General features: G+C 43.0%; 15 protein-coding genes and 1 pseudogene. 2 read left to right on the top strand and 14 right to left on the bottom strand.

All coding sequences use genetic code 11. The features are described from left to right. Positions 1-5: 5 nt before the first annotated feature. The 4 genes from MKI85_RS15225 to eat all read right to left on the bottom strand — a co-directional run bounded on the left by MKI85_RS15225 (position 6) and on the right by eat (position 5,983). On the bottom strand, positions 6-1,688 hold the full coding sequence (locus MKI85_RS15225; RefSeq protein ID WP_241628840.1) for a mechanosensitive ion channel: 1,683 nt from the start codon (positions 1,686-1,688) through the stop codon (positions 6-8). 620 nt (positions 1,689-2,308) lie between these two features. Then, on the bottom strand, positions 2,309-3,124 hold the full coding sequence (eutC, locus tag MKI85_RS15220) for an ethanolamine ammonia-lyase subunit EutC (RefSeq protein WP_241628838.1): 816 nt from the start codon (positions 3,122-3,124) through the stop codon (positions 2,309-2,311). A 15-nt stretch (positions 3,125-3,139) separates the two neighbouring features. Next, the gene (locus tag MKI85_RS15215) at positions 3,140-4,525 is read right to left on the bottom strand and encodes an ethanolamine ammonia-lyase subunit EutB (RefSeq protein ID WP_241628836.1); all 1,386 of its coding nucleotides are present in this window, start codon (positions 4,523-4,525) and stop codon (positions 3,140-3,142) included. Between the two features lie 12 nt (positions 4,526-4,537). Beyond that, the gene (gene eat / locus MKI85_RS15210) at positions 4,538-5,983 is read right to left on the bottom strand and encodes an ethanolamine permease (RefSeq protein WP_241628834.1); all 1,446 of its coding nucleotides are present in this window, start codon (positions 5,981-5,983) and stop codon (positions 4,538-4,540) included. Between the two features lie 250 nt (positions 5,984-6,233). Between eat and MKI85_RS15205 the strand changes: the two genes are divergently transcribed. Further along, positions 6,234-6,656: a hypothetical protein gene (locus tag MKI85_RS15205; RefSeq protein ID WP_241628871.1), complete on the top strand. Its 423-nt coding sequence runs from the start codon at positions 6,234-6,236 to the stop codon at positions 6,654-6,656. A gap of 71 nt (positions 6,657-6,727) precedes the next feature. On the opposite strand, the gene MKI85_RS15200 is transcribed toward MKI85_RS15205, so the two are convergent. Then, positions 6,728-7,489 (bottom strand): ferredoxin--NADP reductase, encoded by a 762-nt coding sequence (locus MKI85_RS15200; protein WP_241628832.1) that lies wholly within the window; start codon positions 7,487-7,489, stop codon positions 6,728-6,730. 85 nt (positions 7,490-7,574) lie between these two features. On the opposite strand from MKI85_RS15200, the gene gigC reads away from it, so the two are divergent. After that, a complete protein-coding gene (gene gigC / locus MKI85_RS15195) occupies positions 7,575-8,453 on the top strand; it encodes a LysR family transcriptional regulator GigC (RefSeq protein WP_241628830.1) in 879 nt (292 codons plus the stop codon). A 51-nt stretch (positions 8,454-8,504) separates the two neighbouring features. Here the strand turns inward: gigC and MKI85_RS15190 are convergent. The 9 genes and pseudogenes from MKI85_RS15190 to nuoI all read right to left on the bottom strand — a co-directional run bounded on the left by MKI85_RS15190 (position 8,505) and on the right by nuoI (position 16,868). Beyond that, positions 8,505-9,263 (bottom strand): annotated as a pseudogene (locus MKI85_RS15190) (cold shock domain-containing protein). Between the two features lie 102 nt (positions 9,264-9,365). Continuing rightward, positions 9,366-9,659, bottom strand: a complete 294-nt coding sequence (locus tag MKI85_RS15185) for a cold-shock protein (protein ID WP_241628829.1) — start codon at positions 9,657-9,659, stop codon at positions 9,366-9,368. Positions 9,660-9,743: 84 nt separating this feature from the next. Then, on the bottom strand, positions 9,744-10,379 hold the full coding sequence (upp, locus tag MKI85_RS15180; RefSeq protein ID WP_241628827.1) for a uracil phosphoribosyltransferase: 636 nt from the start codon (positions 10,377-10,379) through the stop codon (positions 9,744-9,746). A gap of 122 nt (positions 10,380-10,501) precedes the next feature. After that, the gene (nuoN, locus tag MKI85_RS15175; protein ID WP_241628825.1) at positions 10,502-11,995 is read right to left on the bottom strand and encodes an NADH-quinone oxidoreductase subunit NuoN; all 1,494 of its coding nucleotides are present in this window, start codon (positions 11,993-11,995) and stop codon (positions 10,502-10,504) included. Between the two features lie 3 nt (positions 11,996-11,998). Then, on the bottom strand, positions 11,999-13,606 hold the full coding sequence (gene nuoM / locus MKI85_RS15170; protein ID WP_241628869.1) for an NADH-quinone oxidoreductase subunit M: 1,608 nt from the start codon (positions 13,604-13,606) through the stop codon (positions 11,999-12,001). Positions 13,607-13,613: 7 nt separating this feature from the next. Further along, the gene (nuoL, locus tag MKI85_RS15165) at positions 13,614-15,503 is read right to left on the bottom strand and encodes an NADH-quinone oxidoreductase subunit L (RefSeq protein WP_241628823.1); all 1,890 of its coding nucleotides are present in this window, start codon (positions 15,501-15,503) and stop codon (positions 13,614-13,616) included. Continuing rightward, positions 15,500-15,808: an NADH-quinone oxidoreductase subunit NuoK gene (gene nuoK / locus MKI85_RS15160; RefSeq protein ID WP_004695395.1), complete on the bottom strand. Its 309-nt coding sequence runs from the start codon at positions 15,806-15,808 to the stop codon at positions 15,500-15,502. Before nuoK ends, nuoL begins: the two co-directional genes overlap by 4 nt. Further along, complete coding sequence (gene nuoJ, locus MKI85_RS15155) at positions 15,808-16,326, bottom strand: NADH-quinone oxidoreductase subunit J (RefSeq protein WP_171334098.1); 519 nt, start codon at positions 16,324-16,326, stop codon at positions 15,808-15,810. The genes nuoK and nuoJ overlap by 1 nt, the downstream gene beginning before the upstream one ends. After that, entirely contained in the window at positions 16,326-16,868 is a 543-nt protein-coding gene (gene nuoI / locus MKI85_RS15150) for an NADH-quinone oxidoreductase subunit NuoI (protein ID WP_116762494.1), read from the bottom strand. Before nuoI ends, nuoJ begins: the two co-directional genes overlap by 1 nt. Positions 16,869-16,878: the final 10 nt, after the last annotated feature.

Genomic DNA, 16,878 nt, shown 5'->3' with positions numbered 1-16,878 from the left:
ACACGTTATTTCGGGTCATCTTTTGGCTGAATATCCACATCTTGCTCCGCTTCACCAGTAGAACCATAAGGGTTATTCAAAGGCTTGTGCTCAGGGTCAACTATCAACTCATCAGGAACCACCTGCTCATCTTGAGACGGTGATTTCGCTTGGGAAATTGTCGAACTTGTCATCATCGGTTCTGTTTTTACCTTCTGATCTGTATTCGGTTGTTTCGCCTGTTTTTTAGCGCAATCAATCAAATCGCTAAGTATACGTTCCGCTGGTTGACGTCCACCCAAACCAAATGCAAGAGCAAAAGCCACTGCCACAGCGCCCAAGGTTAAACCAAAGGCGAGATTCACAATGGAGTCAGCTATGCCCATGGCTTTTAAACCCATGGCAAGCACCAAGCCCATAATAAGTACACGTACTAAACTGGCTAACCAAAGCGAACTCTGATATTCACCGCGTTGTACAATATTTGCCACCAGATTTGCCAGCCAGAAACCGATGACCAAGATGACTGCACCCAGCAAAATATTGGCGCCAAACTGAATAAACATTGAAATAAGCACACTGACTTGCTCTAGCCCCAAACGATTCGCAGCTTCTGAAACTGCAAACAGCATGGTGAAGAATACAATCAGATAACCAACTACACATGAAATTTTAGTTGTGCCTAAAAAGCGCTGAATATCCAGTTTTGCAGGAATATCATCGATGCCTGTTCCTGCCACCACATCCACCACCAAATTGGCAACAAAGCGTGACACCACATAGGCAATAATTAGAATCAGACCCGCTGCAATAATTTGCGGAATCGCATTCATAATTTCATACAACATGGCAGTTGCAGGTTGTGAAATCGAATCGATGCCGAGTGCTTCAAACGCAATAATCAGTGCGGTGATAATGACAATAGCAAACACAAATGAACCCAGCACTTGTGCCAAATTCGAATTTTTAAACAACCCAATCTTTTGTGCTTGAGCTTGCAAATCTAGACTACGCACCAATCCTTCAAGAATACCACGTACAATCTTTGCCAAAATATAGCCGACAAATACAATGATGATGGCAATAAACAGATTAGGTAGATAGGAAATGGCTTCATTCAACATATTTTGAATTGGGAATAACAAGCCTGTCAGACCTAAAATAGAAAGTACTATTGGAAGGAACAGCAATAAAATTAGCCAGTACACGATCTCGCTAATGTTCTGACTGATTGGACTAACACCAACATCTTCACTCAGTTTTTCATCCAATTGCGTGCGATCCAGCAGCTTTTTCAGTCCAACTTTCACCAAATTAGCAAAAATCCAGCCAATAAATGCAACCGCAGCAGCAGCCAAAAGCTGTGGAATAAATAGTAAGAACTGTTGAATCATACTACTGAAGGGACCACTGACACTGGTAAGGTTCAAGGCGTTGAGCGCACCAATCACAGCAATCAACAATACAATCCAAAAAACAACACGAGACACAATATTTTCTATATTAGAACGATGCCCTGTTGCCCCTGAGAGTTTTTGATTGGTGCCTAATTTGGATAGAACCTTTTTCACTGCAGCCGCAATAATCAAAGCAATAATCCAACCAATCAGTAATATCGCAACCGCCGCCAAAATAGGATAAAACTGATCCCAAAAATACCAGCCATGCATTTCAGGATTTCTCATCCCACCGTCATAAAAGTCATTCATGTGATGTTCCCTCTTTTTATTTCTGTAAATGTTTCAGCTCCTTTGGAGCGAGATTGTTATCTTGATTTAAAAGTGGTGAGGTACTTATCAACATTAGGATTTGTATTTTTTTTAATCAACAGGCATATGCAGAATTACAACAAAAGGGAACATCCCAATTGCAAAAAAGCCCCAACTGGTTCAGTCAGAGCTTTTGTTTAATTAAATTAAGAAACTTTAAAATATGTGTTTAACTCAAGCAAATTCACCATGAACAGTTGCATCGAACCCCATCCTCGAGCATTCTTTTCGAGGACAATCCCCGTTGCACATTCTTAATTTGGTGTTCCGCTTGAGAGCATGTACACCACAAGTGCTAAGAAAAAGATACCGACTAAGATAAGCATGTACACTGGTAAGCGTTTTTTTTGTCTTATTTCTTCAGCACTCGTGACATGAGGCGGTTTATTGAAATCATGTACCATGGTCCCCTCACTAAATTCATCCCTTGTTGAATTTTTATACTATCAACAAAAAATATAAAGTTGTGTGAAGAAGCATTATGAGTACGTGAGCGCTTGTAAATCATTTGTATATCAAGCAGCTTCGCGGGTTCTTACTGCTGACCTTAAGCTTTACATTCAAAAAATACCATGGGGTAATTGCGCTTGCCCCTGCCCAATCAGCATTTCATGCTCATCCTTTAAATCGACCCCAGAGAGCTGTAACTGCTCAGACTTCCGCATCAATGCCAACAAGCGTTGCACGGCAGTCACTTCATCTAAACCTGCTGGGCGTACATTGGAAATACAGTTGCGCATGGCATCATGGCAACCTTTCTTGGCTTGCCATGTATAGTAGATGCCCATGCTATCTGGAGAACTCAGCCCAGGGCGTTCACCAATTAGCATTACCAGCATTTTCGCCTGCAAGATTTGCGCAATTTCATCGCCCAAAGCAACGCGACTCCCCGTCGCGATGACCACAGGTGCAACCCTCCAGCCCTGCTGCACACAAGCTTCTTGTAGTTTTGCAATAAAACTCACGGCATTATCTTCAATTGCCCGTGCAGACAAACCATCACCCGCTACAATCAAGACATCATAAGGCTGTTGTTCTGCTTGCATGGTCTGTAGCATTTGCCTTGAAGATTCTGAAAGCTCACGTCCTAAATCGGGACGTTTTAGATAGATGTCTTTATTCAGCGCACAACTACTCACTTGCACAAAAGAAATCTGCTGTTGTTGTAATTGCTGACTCAAGATGTCCAGATCCAGCGGTTTCAAAACAGCGTCCTTGGCTTGAGCATGTGCCAATTGAAACTCTAACAGTGGACGTGTCGGCAGGCTGCCCCCTGTACGCCCTAAAGCAATTCTAGCATCAGTAAACTGTTTCAGTTGCTCCCAACTGTTTTTCTCAAAACGTGGGGTATATTGCACATCATAATGTAGTTTCATCAGCGTCTCCCCAAACTATGACAGCAACAAGCGTGAGAATTTTTCAGGCATCTGCTGTGGCCATTCCAGCAAAGATGATTGTTGTTTCAAAATACCTTGCTGTTCTAACCAGTAAGCAAACTCAGGGGCAGGCGCTAACCCCAACAACTGACGTATATATAAGGCATCGTGAAATGATGTGGTTTGATAATTCAACATCACATCATCCGAACCTGGAATGCCCATAATAAAGTTAATACCTGCATTGGCTAAGAGGGTCAGCAAGACATCCATATCATCCTGATCGGCATCGGCATGATTGGTATAACAAATATCACAGCCCATCGGCACACCCAGCAACTTGCCACAGAAATGATCTTCCAAGCCGGCGCGAATAATCTGTTTGCCGTTATAGAGATATTCAGGACCAATAAAACCGACTACGGTGTTGACTAAAAATGGATGATATTTGCGTGCCACCGCATAGGCTCGAGCTTCGATGGTTTGCTGATCCACTCCATGATGGGTTTGACTAGACAATGCACTACCCTGACCCGTTTCAAAATACATGACGTTCTGCCCCACCGTACCGCGCTTTAAACTCAGTGCTGCCTCATAGCCTTCTTGCAATAATGCCAAGTTGATTCCAAAAGCCGTATTGGCTTGTTCCGTGCCTGCGATGGACTGAAACATCAAATCAATTGGTACATTTTTATTCGCCAATTGAATACCTGAACTCACATGGGTCAACACACAAGACTGGGTGGGAATGTCATATTCATGAATAATGTAATCCAACAGCTTTAACAGTTCCGATAGGTTCTGCAAGTTGTCTGTGGCAGGATTAATGCCAATCACGGCATCTCCATTGCCATACATCAAGCCATCGAGAATACTGGCAGAAATCCCCAGTACATCATCGGTGGGATGATTGGGTTGCAAACGAGTGGATAAATGTCCCTCTAAACCAATGGTATTACGAAATTGGGTAATTACGCGGCATTTTTTTGCCACCAGAATCAAATCCTGATTGCGCATAATCTTGCTGACCGCTGCCACCATTTCTGGGGTTAAACCTGCCTGTAATGCGGTCAACTTTTCAGTCGTTGCATCTGCACTCAGCAACCAATTGCGAAAGTCTCCCACCGTGAAATGTGAGATGGGATAAAATGCTTCGGCATCATGTTCATCCAAAATCAGCCGGGTCACTTCATCCTGTTCATAAGGAATTAATGCTTCATTCAAAAACTGTTTTAAAGGCACATCTGCCAAGCACATTTGCGCAGCGACACGTTCCGTTGCATCTTGCGCTGCAATCCCCGCAAGCTGATCCCCAGAGCGTTCAGGTGTGGCTTTCGCCATCAGTGTTTTCAAATCTGAAAAAACATAATGCTGATGCGCGACATTAATCCGATAGATCACTCCCCATACTCCTTATGTATTTAATTCTTGTTCTGCTGCTTGGATATTGGCAAATTCTTCTTCTGGGGTTCCTGCCACCAAATGATGACGGCTATAAATCAAGAAATACAGGATAAATACCGCATATATGGCTGCTGCCATAAACCAAACTTTCGGATCCACCACAAAGCCTGCAACCGTCGCTATTGCCGCCAAGACCAATGCAATCGAAGCAGTGACAATGCCACCCGATGCTTTGTAGGGACGAGGCATATTCGGTTTGGCAATTTTCAATTTGATATACGCCATCATCATCAATACATAGGAAATGGTGGCACCAAAAACTGCCATCAAAATAAGTAAATCCCCCTCTCCCGATAAAGACAGCATAAACCCAATAATGCCCGGAATAATGATGGCTAAATGAGGTGCATGGTTTTTATTTGTTAATGAAAGTTTCTTGGGTAAATAACCTGCGCGAGACAAGGCAAAAATCTGGCGTGAATAGGCATAAATAATCGAGAAGAAACTGGCAATTAAACCTGCCAGCCCGACAAAGTTCACAAAACCAGCTAACCACGTGTTTTCCCCATAGACGACTTTTAAGGCATCCACCAATGGTGCACCTGATTCTTTTAAGCTATTCGCTCCAGCTGCGCCTGCCCCCAAGAATAAAATTGCTAAAGCAAATACCGCTAAAATGAGCATTGAACCAATCAAACCTCGCGGTAAAGATTTATGCGGCTCTTTGGCTTCCTCTGCTGCCAAAGGCACGCCTTCCACTGCCAAAAAGAACCAGATGGCATATGGTACTGCCGCCCAAATTCCTAAATAGCCGAATGGTAAAAATTCACTCGCCCCAACCGCATCGGCTTTGACAGGAATATTGAGTAAATTCTGACTGTCAAAATGTGGGAACATCGCTACGATAAAGACCAGCAAGGCCACGGCAGCCACAGCGGTAATGATAAAGATAATTTTTAACGCTTCCCCTGCACCTTTTAAGTGGATGCCCATGAAAAACAGATAACAGAGTAAATAGACAAACCAGCCGCCAATCCCAAATAAGGATTCACAATAAGCACCAATAAAAACCGCAATCGCTGCTGGCGCGATGGCATATTCAATGAGAATCGCAGTACCCGTTAAATATCCACCTAGAGGACCAAAAGCTGTACGGGCAAAGCTATAGCCGCCTCCAGCAGTGGGCAACATGGTCGACATTTCCGACATGGCTAAACACATACATAAATACATAATGGCGACAATGATGGTGGCAATAAACATGCCACCCCATCCACCTTGTGCTAAGCCAAAGTTCCAGCCCGCAAAGTCACCCGAAATCACATAAGCAACCCCGAGTCCAATTAACAGTAACCATCCTACCGCCCCTTGCTTGAGTTTACGCTGCGCAAAATACTCTGCATCGGAATGATGTTGTGGATTGGCTTCAGCTACTACACTTTTAACATTTGACATAAGCACCTCGACCTCGCTAGATGCTTAAAACCAATGCATAAGCTGTACCAGTTTTGACTTGTAGGTCAAAATGATTTGGATTTATGCAAGAAATCAGTGCCTTATCTTGGAGGTAAAAACTCGCGGTTTTTCCTTGTGAGTGAATGACTCAGGTCAGTCCAGCATGCGCAAAGAATATGTAACCAATCTGCCGTTTTAAAGTGAAATTGGAGTATAATCACGCACCTCATTTTAAATGCTCCTAAACTTTATGGCGTATAGTCAGCAAAGTGTCACACTTGATCTTGACACCGATGTCACACATCAATGTGGACTACACTACACACGTGATCAGCATCTGATTGGTATTATTGAATTTACCAAGCCAAGCTATGTGCTGAAATGGGGTGATTTAGAATATTTCCGTCGACGTACCGAAGAATTTTCTGTCATGCCATTTCCTGAATGTGTAAATGCCATGGTTGTCGATATTCGTAATGTGGCTGCATTTTTGGACGGTGAAGTTCCGATTATGCCTTGGCGCTTAGTGGAAGAAGAATGTCCTGTACGTTTAGTGGTTCCACATGATCGACTCGAATATTATGCCGGTTTTTTTGAACCAACATGGCTCAGTACCGATTTGGACAGCGCGATATATGAAATCCGTGATTTCATGGATATGTTTGTTCACTAAATTTAAGTTATAAAAAAATCCTCCAGTTCGGAGGATTTTTTATTTAAGTGAAAGCCACTCGAATCCAGTGCTTACCAATAGTTTTCGACGGCAATATTACCTTCACCACGACGATTCATCGTTAAGCCGCGTGCCTTTAACGCTTCTTTGGTATCTTCCACCATCTGCGGATTACCACATAACATCACATGGCTGGTCGCAGGATTCAGTTGGCAGCCCACAGCCTGTTCAAGTGCACCATTCTCGATCAATATCGGCAAGCGATCATGTAAGTCCGCTTGTGGATCACGGGTAATGATTGGAACAAATTTAAAGCCAGTATGCCCCTCACCAAAAGTCTGGGCAATTTCTTGAATTCGCTCAACATAAGCCAATTCGGAAGCAGTACGAACACTGTAGACCAAATGAATATGTTGATATTTGCTCCATGTGTCGAAGTCTTGCAACATAGAAACAAAAGGCGCCAAACCTGTGCCTGTCGCCAACAACCATAAATCCTGTGGTAATGGCAATTGATAACGGGTAAGCGTTAAAAATCCATAAGGGATTTTTTCTAAATACAGTTCATCACCCACTTGCAAGTGTTGCAAGTTAGAGGTAAATGCCCCATCGGGTACCACAATTGAAAAGAATTCTAAGGTTTCGTCAAATGGTGAGGACACAATCGAATAAGCGCGAACCACCAATTCATCCCCTACTTTTAGACCAATACGGGCAAATTGACCTGCAGTAAACTTAAAATGTGCAGGACGTGTCATGGTGAAACTGAATAGGTTATTGGTCCAACGCTGTACAGATAAAACCTTTTCTACGCTAAATTTTTCAATTGACATGATTTCGACGTGGCATCAAAGACTGCGCTCATGTTAGCATGACAACATAATTTATTAATATTTTTTAAATGTTAAGGCTACATTCATGCGCATGACTTTACGCCAATTGGCTGTTTTTGTAGCAGTCGCTCAGGAAGGCACCGTGACCAAAGCCAGCGACGCGGTGAAGTTAACTCAAAGTGCTGCAAGTATGGCACTGGCAGATCTGGAAGATGGCTTAGGGGCTCCACTGTTTGACCGCCTAGGTAAACGTCTGCAATTGAATGATTTAGGTCGTTTCTTGCTGCCGCAAGCTCTTGAAATTCTTGGGCGCTGTGAAGCTTTTGAACAAGCTGCCAAAGGTGAACTCCAAAGTATCGATTTACGTTTAGGCGCAACCTTAACCATTAGCGATTACTTAATGCCTGACTTGATGGCGAACTTTTTACAAGTTCAACCGCAAGCGCATTTGCAGCTTCAAGTCGGTAATACTCGCCAAATGATTGAAGCGGTGAACCAATTCCAGTTGGATCTAGCCCTGATTGAAGGTTCATGTCATTTACCGCAATTACAATGCATTCATTGGCGAGATGATGAACTGGCGGTCTGCTGTGCGCCAAACCATCCTCTTGCCCGCTTAAACCGTGAATTGAGTCCTGCCGATTTTGATCATGTCGAATGGATTTTGCGTGAAGAAGGTTCAGGCACGCGTGAAGTATTTGACAATGCGATTTTACAAGACTTACCCGATGCCAATATTCGTTTAACCCTTGGTCATAACGAAGCAATTTTGAAGATTGTTGCTGGCGGGATTGGTATGTCCTGTATCTCTAAATTGGCAATTGAACCCTTACAAGAAAAAGGTCAATTGGTGGTGCTGAATACGCCTTTCTGGCAACTTTCGCGTCCTCTTTTCATGCTGGTACATCGTCAAAAATACCAAGGACCTGGCTTAAAAGCCTTTATGAAATTCTGTGAAGGTTAATTGCCTATTGTAAAAATGCTCCCTGATGGGAGCATTTTTATTCTTGCTATTTTAACGGTGGAATTGACGTTCACATGGCTTCCCATCCCCATCACTATCCATTTCAGTACTTGGGCAATTTCTTAAGAAAAATACAGCTTCATCATAAGATCGCATTTGGCTACAGTGGGTTCGCCCATCACATTGATAGTTCCCAGTCTATTCACTATTCTGGATCATCGCAGCTTGAACTCCATGCGTACTCATCGATGCAACCGTAGTAGCTTGCTGTGTATTAATGCTATAGCCAACCGTATCTAAATTTCTGCGCCCCTGAGCCGACAGAATACGATCAGGCAAATTGCCTAAAGCTTCTCGCTGTTGTTCCACAATGCGCTTTTGTTCCTGAATAAGTTGTTCAGCTTTTAATTGTTTCGCTACACGATATTCCTGAACTTTTTGATAGGCCACTAACCCTAATCCAGCAACGACAATCAAGATGAATAAAACTATATATTTTCGACGTGATACCGATTTCTTGGGCTGAATGATTTGCTCTGCAAGCGGCACCGATTGGTAACTAAAACTCTGCTGCTCAAGGAGCAATTGATCATCCTCTGGCTTTAAATCTAGGCGAACAATATCAGATGCCTTAAATTTCCCATGTTCCTCTACTACACGGAATTTGAGCTGTTCTCCCTCATTGGGCTTAATGTGCCAGCTCGGGAAATCTTTAATATGGAAAAAGATGTCTTCCGGCTCATCCTCAACCTGAATAAAACCAAAACCACGTGCAGAGTTATAGTGCTTGATCTTCCCCTCAAGAAACATAATGTGCCCTAAACTTTTTATTTTTTCTATTCTAATCAATAAAAAAGAGACCCTAAAGTCTCTTTCTTAAATTCGAAAAGAAATAATGCTATTGCTTCGTGATCAACGTCTAAAGTTTGATAATAAAGCTGAAGTAATCGATTTATTGTGTGTAGCCACTTTAGCTTTTTTGGCTTTCGCAGAATTGTCTTCTACACGTTCAATTTTAATTGCTTTGAGCTTATTACCATTTTCAACCACTAAAAATTTGACCCGTTCATTACGCTTCGGCTCACCATCCGCAAGCGGAAAGTCCGAGATATGAAAGAAAATATCTTCTTCGGATGTCGCAATAAAACCGTAGCCTTTATCCGCGTTGTATTGTCTAATTTTTCCTTGTTGAAACTCAGATTTCATTCATTTTCCCCTATTCTGGAAACAAGCGAGCTTGAGTCTATAAAAAAGAGGCTATCACAGCCCCCTTATAGACTATAGCAATACTTAATCTTTTTGCACTGAACCGAAGATTTTATCACCTGCATCTCCCAAACCAGGCACGATATAACCTTGTGCATTTAAACCTTCATCCACTGAAGCGGTAAAAATGGTCACATCAGGATGTGCATCTTCAACTTTTTTGATACCTTCTGGTGCCGCAACCAAAACCATCACACGAATATCTTTACATCCGCTGGCTTTTAAAACATCAATTGCAGCCACCAATGAAGAACCTGTTGCCAACATTGGATCAATGATCATCGCAATACGGTTTTGAACATCTGGCACCAATTTTTTATAGTAAGTACGAGCTTCTAAAGTTTCTTCATCACGCTCCAAACCTAATACAGAAACTTTAGCACTTGGAATCAGGTTTAAGAAACCATCCAACATCCCAATACCCGCACGTAAAATTGGGACCACGGTAATTTTTTTACCTGCAATGCGTTGTGTTGTCACTTTACCAGCCCAACCATCAACGTCATGATCCACCACAGGTAAATCTTTGGTTGCTTCATAGGTCAGCAACATGGTCACTTCCTGAGCCAATTCACGGAAATTCTTGGTGCTAATATCAGCACGACGCAATAAGCCAAGTTTATGACGAATCAATGGATGACGAATTTCATGAATAGCCACGGGAGTACACCTAAAAAGATCAAAATATAATTCATAGTATTATAAATGTTTTTTATAAATCTTATAAGAAAAAAAAGCCCCCGACTGGCGAGGGCTTTTTGATTAACACGATAATTTTACAATTATTGGCGTGTTAACATGAAATGTAATGGCGATAAAATCTCAGCTTGTAATGCCATTTTGATAATTGGATCTGGATAGATACCAATCACCAGTACTGCAAGTGCTGCGAGTAATACCATAATACCACCCACTTTTTGACCCCAATGATCTACAGCGTCAATACGTGGAGTATCTGGTGGTGTCATGTACATCACCACCATTACACGAAGGTAGTAGTACAAGCCTATACCTGAACCCACAACAATCATAGCAGCCAAGAACCAGTGTTGAGTGGTTACTGCAGCCATTACCACCAAGAACTTACCAATAAAGCCTGCTGTTAACGGAATACCCGCTAAAGACAACATCATTACTGTTAGAGTCGCAGTTAGTACTGGACGGCGCCAGAATAAACCGCGGTAGTCCGCTAAACTTTCTGCTTCATCCACGTTGTTGTATGGGCTAGACATCAGTGCTACTGCACCAAACGCACCAATCGTCGTTAACACATAAGTGATCACGTATACAGATACGTTGCCTAAGCTTGCATAGGTCATGCTGATTAAACCAATCAACAAGTAACCGAAATGTGCAATCGATGAATAACCAAGAATACGCTTCAAGTTCACTTGACGTACCGCCAAGAAGTTACCCACCAAGATTGAAAGCACTGCAATAATCGTGATGATTGTGACTAAAGACTCAACCAAGATTGCGCCTGAAGTGAGCAAGTAACGTACAAACAGACCAATCGTCGCCACTTTTGCAGCGGTTGCAAGGAAAGTTGCAATCGGCGCTGGCGCACCAGCATAAACGTCTGGTGTCCATTTGTGGAATGGTGCAAGTGAAAGCTTAAAGCCAACAGCAAAAATAATCAGTGCCAAACCAAGGAGTACCATTGGTTGACGAATATTTTGCATTAATGCTTGGAAAGATTCATAGAAAGACAATGAACCTGTGTAAGCATAAACATATGCCATACCCATCAGCAACATTGCCGAAGCAGTTGCAGAAAGAACCAGATATTTAATACCCGCTTCTAATGAGTTTGCACGTTGATGTGTATAAGCCAACATGCCGTATACAGGAATCGACATTAACTCAAGGCTAATGAAGAAAGATGCATAGTGCGAACTTGCCACCATTAACATTGCACCCGCAACCGAGCACAGCATTAAGATATACAGTTCTTCACGGTTATCTTTATATGTTTCGATATAGGCATGGGACAAAGTACAGCAAGCAAGCGATGCAATTAAGATCACCAATTGGTAGAGCATGGTGAACGGATCCACCATGAACATACCCATCACGTTTGATGGAACAAACTGCCCACCAAACATGTTGAATAAAATATTTGCCGCAGCAAGGTTTAAGCCGACCACTGATGCTGTTGCGATTAAATTATGGTTACGTTTAATCGAAGTGAGAATCATCACAACGATCGCGGTCAACGCCACGATCATTACAGGAGCTAATGGCATAAGCTCAGAAAAAGACATTGTGAAGTTCATGGCTTATTGCATCTCCACATTTTCGAGTTGAACAGATGCTTGATGCACAACGTCAACGACTTCTTGAACTGGAATGTAGCTGTTAGCTAACCACGCCATGCTTGAATTTGAAATATCAAGGAAGGTTTGTGGGTAGAGACCAAGCCAAAGCAGACCAAATGCACAAATTAACAAGATACCAACTTCACGCGCATTCAAATCTTTCAGTGGATTTGCGTAATGTTGTTTTTGCTCTTCGTTTGGCGTACCAAACAAAGCTTTGTGAATCAAAATTAGACCATAAAGACCAGCGAATACTAAGCTGATTGCAGCCAAAATCGTGAATACTGGGAACTTCGCATAAGAACCCATCAAGATCAGGAACTCACCAATGAAGTTACCTAAACCAGGAATACCGACTAATGCTGCCACGAAGAACATCAGGAAGAATGAAAGGTATTGGAATTGACCACGAATACCACCCATCAAACGCATGTCACGTGTATGTAAGCGCTCATAAACCTGACCACACATAATGAACAGTGCAGCAGAAGATAAACCATGCGCCAACATCATAATCATCAGACCTTGGAAGGTCAAAATGTTACCTGCATACAATGCAAGTAAGATGAAGCCCATGTGAGAAATTGAAGTATAAGCCAACAGACGCTTCATGTCGGTTTGCTGGAAAGCACACCAAGCACCGTAGAAAATACCAATTAAACCCATGATGATTGCGATGTCTGCAAACTGTGCAGAAGCCGCTGGGAAGAACGGAATAACAAAACGAAGTAAACCGTACGCGGCTGTCTTAATCAAGATACCCGCTAAGTCTACAGAACCCGCTGTAGGTGCTTGCGCGTGTGCATCTGGTAACCAGCCGTGTAATGGGAACACAGGAAGTTTTACTGCGAAACCCACAAACAAACACAACATGAATGCATAAGCTACCGCTGGAAGCTGAGCATCAAGCGTATTCGCTACACCTAACAAGTAGTTGTAATCGAAGCCGATCATACCTGTCATCATGTATCCATAAACCACAAGGCCTAGAATACCGATGAGCATGATTAAACCAGCAACTTGAGTATAAATGAAGAACTTGGTTGCAGCGTAAACACGTGATTTACCATCCGCACCGCGATGTCCCCAAAGTGCAATCAAGAAGTAGATTGGAACAAGCATCATCTCCCAGAAGAAGAAGAACAAGAACATATCAATCGAAAGGAATACACCGATTACCCCGCCCAATGACCATAATAGGTTCAAATGGAAGAAGCCTACGTTCTTTTGAATCTCACCCCAAGAACAACCAACAGCCAAAATACCCAATAGTGCAGTTAAGCCCACCATTAATAAGGATAAGCCATCAACCGCTAAGTGAATATTGATGCCGAGGGTTTGAATCCACGGCAAGAAGAATTCAGCAGACCATGTTGGGACCTTAGCGCCCAATTCATAGCTGAAAGTACCCGTTTGCCATAAAGCGACAGTTAAGCCCAAAGTGACGAGCATACCGCCAAGTGCAATATAGCGTGGTAGTTGTTGGTCGAGCTTGTCGACCAACCAACATAAAAAACCTGCAATGAACGGTACGAGGATCAGCGCGGGCAAAACCATGTTGTTTGTGATTTCCATCTTATTTCCCCACTACCTGAATCACAACTAAGATCATCAGTAGAACCACAATGCCCAGTGACATGCTCGATGCGTATTCACGCAATGAACCTGTTTGACGAGAGCTTGTAAAGCCGTTACCAGCTTTCACAATTGCAGGTAATACGAGCCATAAACCATCAATTGGGTCACGACCACAAATCTTAGCAATCAGTAAATATGGTTTTACGAAAATCAGGTCATACAAGGTATCGAAACCTAGTGCATTACGGCAAATATTCGCCAAACCTGCACCCAATGACGTTTTCGCAAAACTTTTCACTGCACCGTAAGCAAAAGCAAATAAGATCACACCAATCACAAGACCAGCAAGCGCAATACCCACGGCAATATATTCTGCACCGTGTACACCCGCTTCCATTGCTTCTGGAATAATCACCGCTGGAATTTTTGCAGCATTCAAAATGCTTTCTACAGGTGCTTTAAGTGCCGCACCAACGAAAGTTGAAAGAACCGCTAAAATTGCCAATGGCCCCCAGTAAGTCACGCCTTTGATTTCGTGATATGGCGTATTTTCTTTTCCAAAGAATACAACCCAGATTAAACGGAATGTATAGATTGAAGTTAAGAAAGCACCTGCAACACCTGCCCAGTACAAGCAGTCATATAGTGCAACTGCCTGACCTTTCATCCATACCGCACCTAAAATTGCATCTTTCGAGAAGAAGCCAACAGTGATGAATGGAATTGCAGCCAACGCACCGCCACCAATTGCGAAGCAAGCAAACAGGAATTTATTCTTGTAGAACAAACCACCCATTTTGAAAATGTTTTGTTCGTGGTGGTAAGCCAAAATCACCGCACCAGAAGACAAGAATAATAATGCCTTAAAGAATGCGTGAGTGAGCATGTGGAACAGACCCGCTTGGTATGCTTCCGCGCCTACTGCCATAAACATATAGCCCAACTGACTCATGGTTGAGTAAGCCAAGATACGTTTAATATCGGTTTGAACCAATGCAGCAAAACCAGCAACCAATAAAGTCACAGCACCTGTAATCGAAATGAACATCATCACTTGAGGAGCCATTTCAAATACGGTGAACATACGACAGCAGAGATATACACCCGCAGTAACCATTGTCGCTGCGTGGATCAATGCAGATACTGGTGTAGGACCAGCCATCGCATCTGCTAACCATGTTTGTAGTGGAATCTGCGCAGATTTACCTGCAGCACCTAGGAACAACATCAATGCTGTCCAGATGGCCATAGATGAACCTTGGGTTAATACTGTTGGCGCCGCAGCAACCACTTCCGCAATGTTTAATGTACCGAACTGTTGGTAGATTAAGAACAATGCAATTAGTAAGAACACATCACCAATACGCGTTACGGTAAATGCCTTGATTGCCGCAAAACCGTTTTCTGGGTTTTGGTAGTAGTAACCAATCAGCAAGTACGAGCACAGACCTACACCTTCCCAACCTAAGAATAACAATGCCAAGTTATCGCCAAGAACCAGCAACAACATGCTTGCAACAAACAGGTTGAAGTAAGAGAAGAAACGTGCAAAGTCTTCTTCACCACGCATATACCATGAGGCAAAAATGTGGATCAAGAAACCTACACCCGTGACCATACCCATCATCAATAATGACAAGCCGTCTAAGTGCAAGCTAATGCCTGGTGCGAAATCACCAACTTGGAACCAAGTCCACAAGTGTTGTACTTGTGGCGCAGAACCATTGTTAACGAAATCCATCCCCGCAATAAGGGCAAATAAAGCAGATAAACCTACAGCCCCAACGCCAATCATCGCTGCAACTTTCTCAGGTAAATTCTGGCGCCCCGCCGCTAATAAGACAAAACCGATTAGCGGAAACAAAACTGTTAAATATAAATAACTCATCCGCGCATCTCACTAGCAGCATCCACATCCAAATGATGGAAGCGATGATAAAACTGGAGGACGATCGCAAGACCGATACAAGCCTCTGCCGCAGCAAGGGTCAAGATTAAAATGAACATGATTTGTCCATCTGGTTGTACCCATGCACTACCCGCCAAAACGAATGCTAACGCAGCAGCATTCATCATGATTTCAAGGCTCATTAACATAAATAATAGGTTGCGTCGCACCATCACACCGTAAAAACCCAGTGCAAAAAGAATGGTCGCAACGATCAAACCATGTTCTAAAGGGATGTTGCCCATTATTCTTTGTCCTCTTCTGCACTTGGCTCACGTTTACCTAAGTGGAATGCTGCAACCAGTGCTGCAAGCAATAACATCGCGGCAACTTCTACCAATAATAAGTAGTGAGTAAAGAGTGCTTGACCAACGGCTTTCGGACCTACAATTTCAGTGCCCATCACAGGACCTGCGGTGGTGTAGTCTGAACCTAACATCCAAACTAAAACCAAGCCCATCAGAAAGCTCATTAATGCTGGATAAGCCCAAGCAGATGACGTTAACCATTTGCGCTCTTGATCAACGGTATGTTGACCAAGGTTCAGCATCATCACCACGAACACGAATAACACCATGATCGCGCCAGCATAAACGATAATTTCCAGTGCACCCGCAAATGGTGCCCCCACAATCATGAACATCCCTGCAACAGCAAGCAAAGATACGATCAAGCTAAGTAACGCATGTACAGGGTTCGCGTTAGTAACTACACGAACCGTAGAAACGATGGCCACGAGTGCCATCAAATAAAACGGCCACATCATGGTAATAGACTCCGTACATCAACAGGTGCGCTTTCACGTTGCGCCTGACCTTTTTCTTTACCTGTTACAGCCATACCTGTAACACGATAGAAGTTGTAGTCTGGATATTTACCAGGACCTGAGATGAGTAAGTTTTCTTTCTCATATACAAGGTCTTGACGAACGTATTCACCTAATTCGAAATCAGGTGTCATCTGGATTGCAGTGGTTGGACACGCTTCTTCACACATCCCGCAGAAAATACAACGCGAAAAGTTAATGCGGAAGAATTCTGGATACCAACGTCCATCTTCTTTTTCTGCTTTTTGCAGTGAAATACAACCAACTGGGCAAGCAACAGCACATAAGTTACATGCTACACAACGCTCTTCACCATCTGGGTCACGCGTCAATACAATACGACCACGGAAACGCGGAGGTACAATTTCTTCAGCTGGTACTTCTGGATATAAAATCGTGTCACGTTTACGCGTCACGTGGCTGAATACCATCCACAATGAACGTACAATTGACCCAACTCCAGCTAGAAATTTAAACATTTTGTTCTCC

It is taken from the genome of Acinetobacter zhairuonensis, from assembly GCF_022601715.1.
Lineage (GTDB): Bacteria > Pseudomonadota > Gammaproteobacteria > Pseudomonadales > Moraxellaceae > Acinetobacter.
This window is presented reverse-complemented; position numbering and strand designations above follow the sequence as displayed.

Bases quoted from the DNA above. Each gene is read 5' to 3' on its own strand.
- MKI85_RS15225 (WP_241628840.1), bottom strand. From the start codon at position 1,688: ATGAATGACTTTTATGACGGTGGGATGAGAAATCCTGAAATGCATGGC.
- eutC (WP_241628838.1), bottom strand. From the start codon at position 3,124: ATGAAACTACATTATGATGTGCAATATACCCCACGTTTTGAGAAAAAC.
- eat (WP_241628834.1), bottom strand. From the start codon at position 5,983: ATGTCAAATGTTAAAAGTGTAGTAGCTGAAGCCAATCCACAACATCAT.
- MKI85_RS15205 (WP_241628871.1), top strand. From the start codon at position 6,234: ATGGCGTATAGTCAGCAAAGTGTCACACTTGATCTTGACACCGATGTC.
- MKI85_RS15200 (WP_241628832.1), bottom strand. From the start codon at position 7,489: ATGTCAATTGAAAAATTTAGCGTAGAAAAGGTTTTATCTGTACAGCGT.
- gigC (WP_241628830.1), top strand. From the start codon at position 7,575: ATGCGCATGACTTTACGCCAATTGGCTGTTTTTGTAGCAGTCGCTCAG.
- MKI85_RS15185 (WP_241628829.1), bottom strand. From the start codon at position 9,659: ATGAAATCTGAGTTTCAACAAGGAAAAATTAGACAATACAACGCGGAT.
- nuoN (WP_241628825.1), bottom strand. From the start codon at position 11,995: ATGAACTTCACAATGTCTTTTTCTGAGCTTATGCCATTAGCTCCTGTA.
- nuoL (WP_241628823.1), bottom strand. From the start codon at position 15,503: ATGAGTTATTTATATTTAACAGTTTTGTTTCCGCTAATCGGTTTTGTC.
- nuoK (WP_004695395.1), bottom strand. From the start codon at position 15,808: ATGGGCAACATCCCTTTAGAACATGGTTTGATCGTTGCGACCATTCTT.
- nuoJ (WP_171334098.1), bottom strand. From the start codon at position 16,326: ATGTGGCCGTTTTATTTGATGGCACTCGTGGCCATCGTTTCTACGGTT.
- nuoI (WP_116762494.1), bottom strand. From the start codon at position 16,868: ATGTTTAAATTTCTAGCTGGAGTTGGGTCAATTGTACGTTCATTGTGG.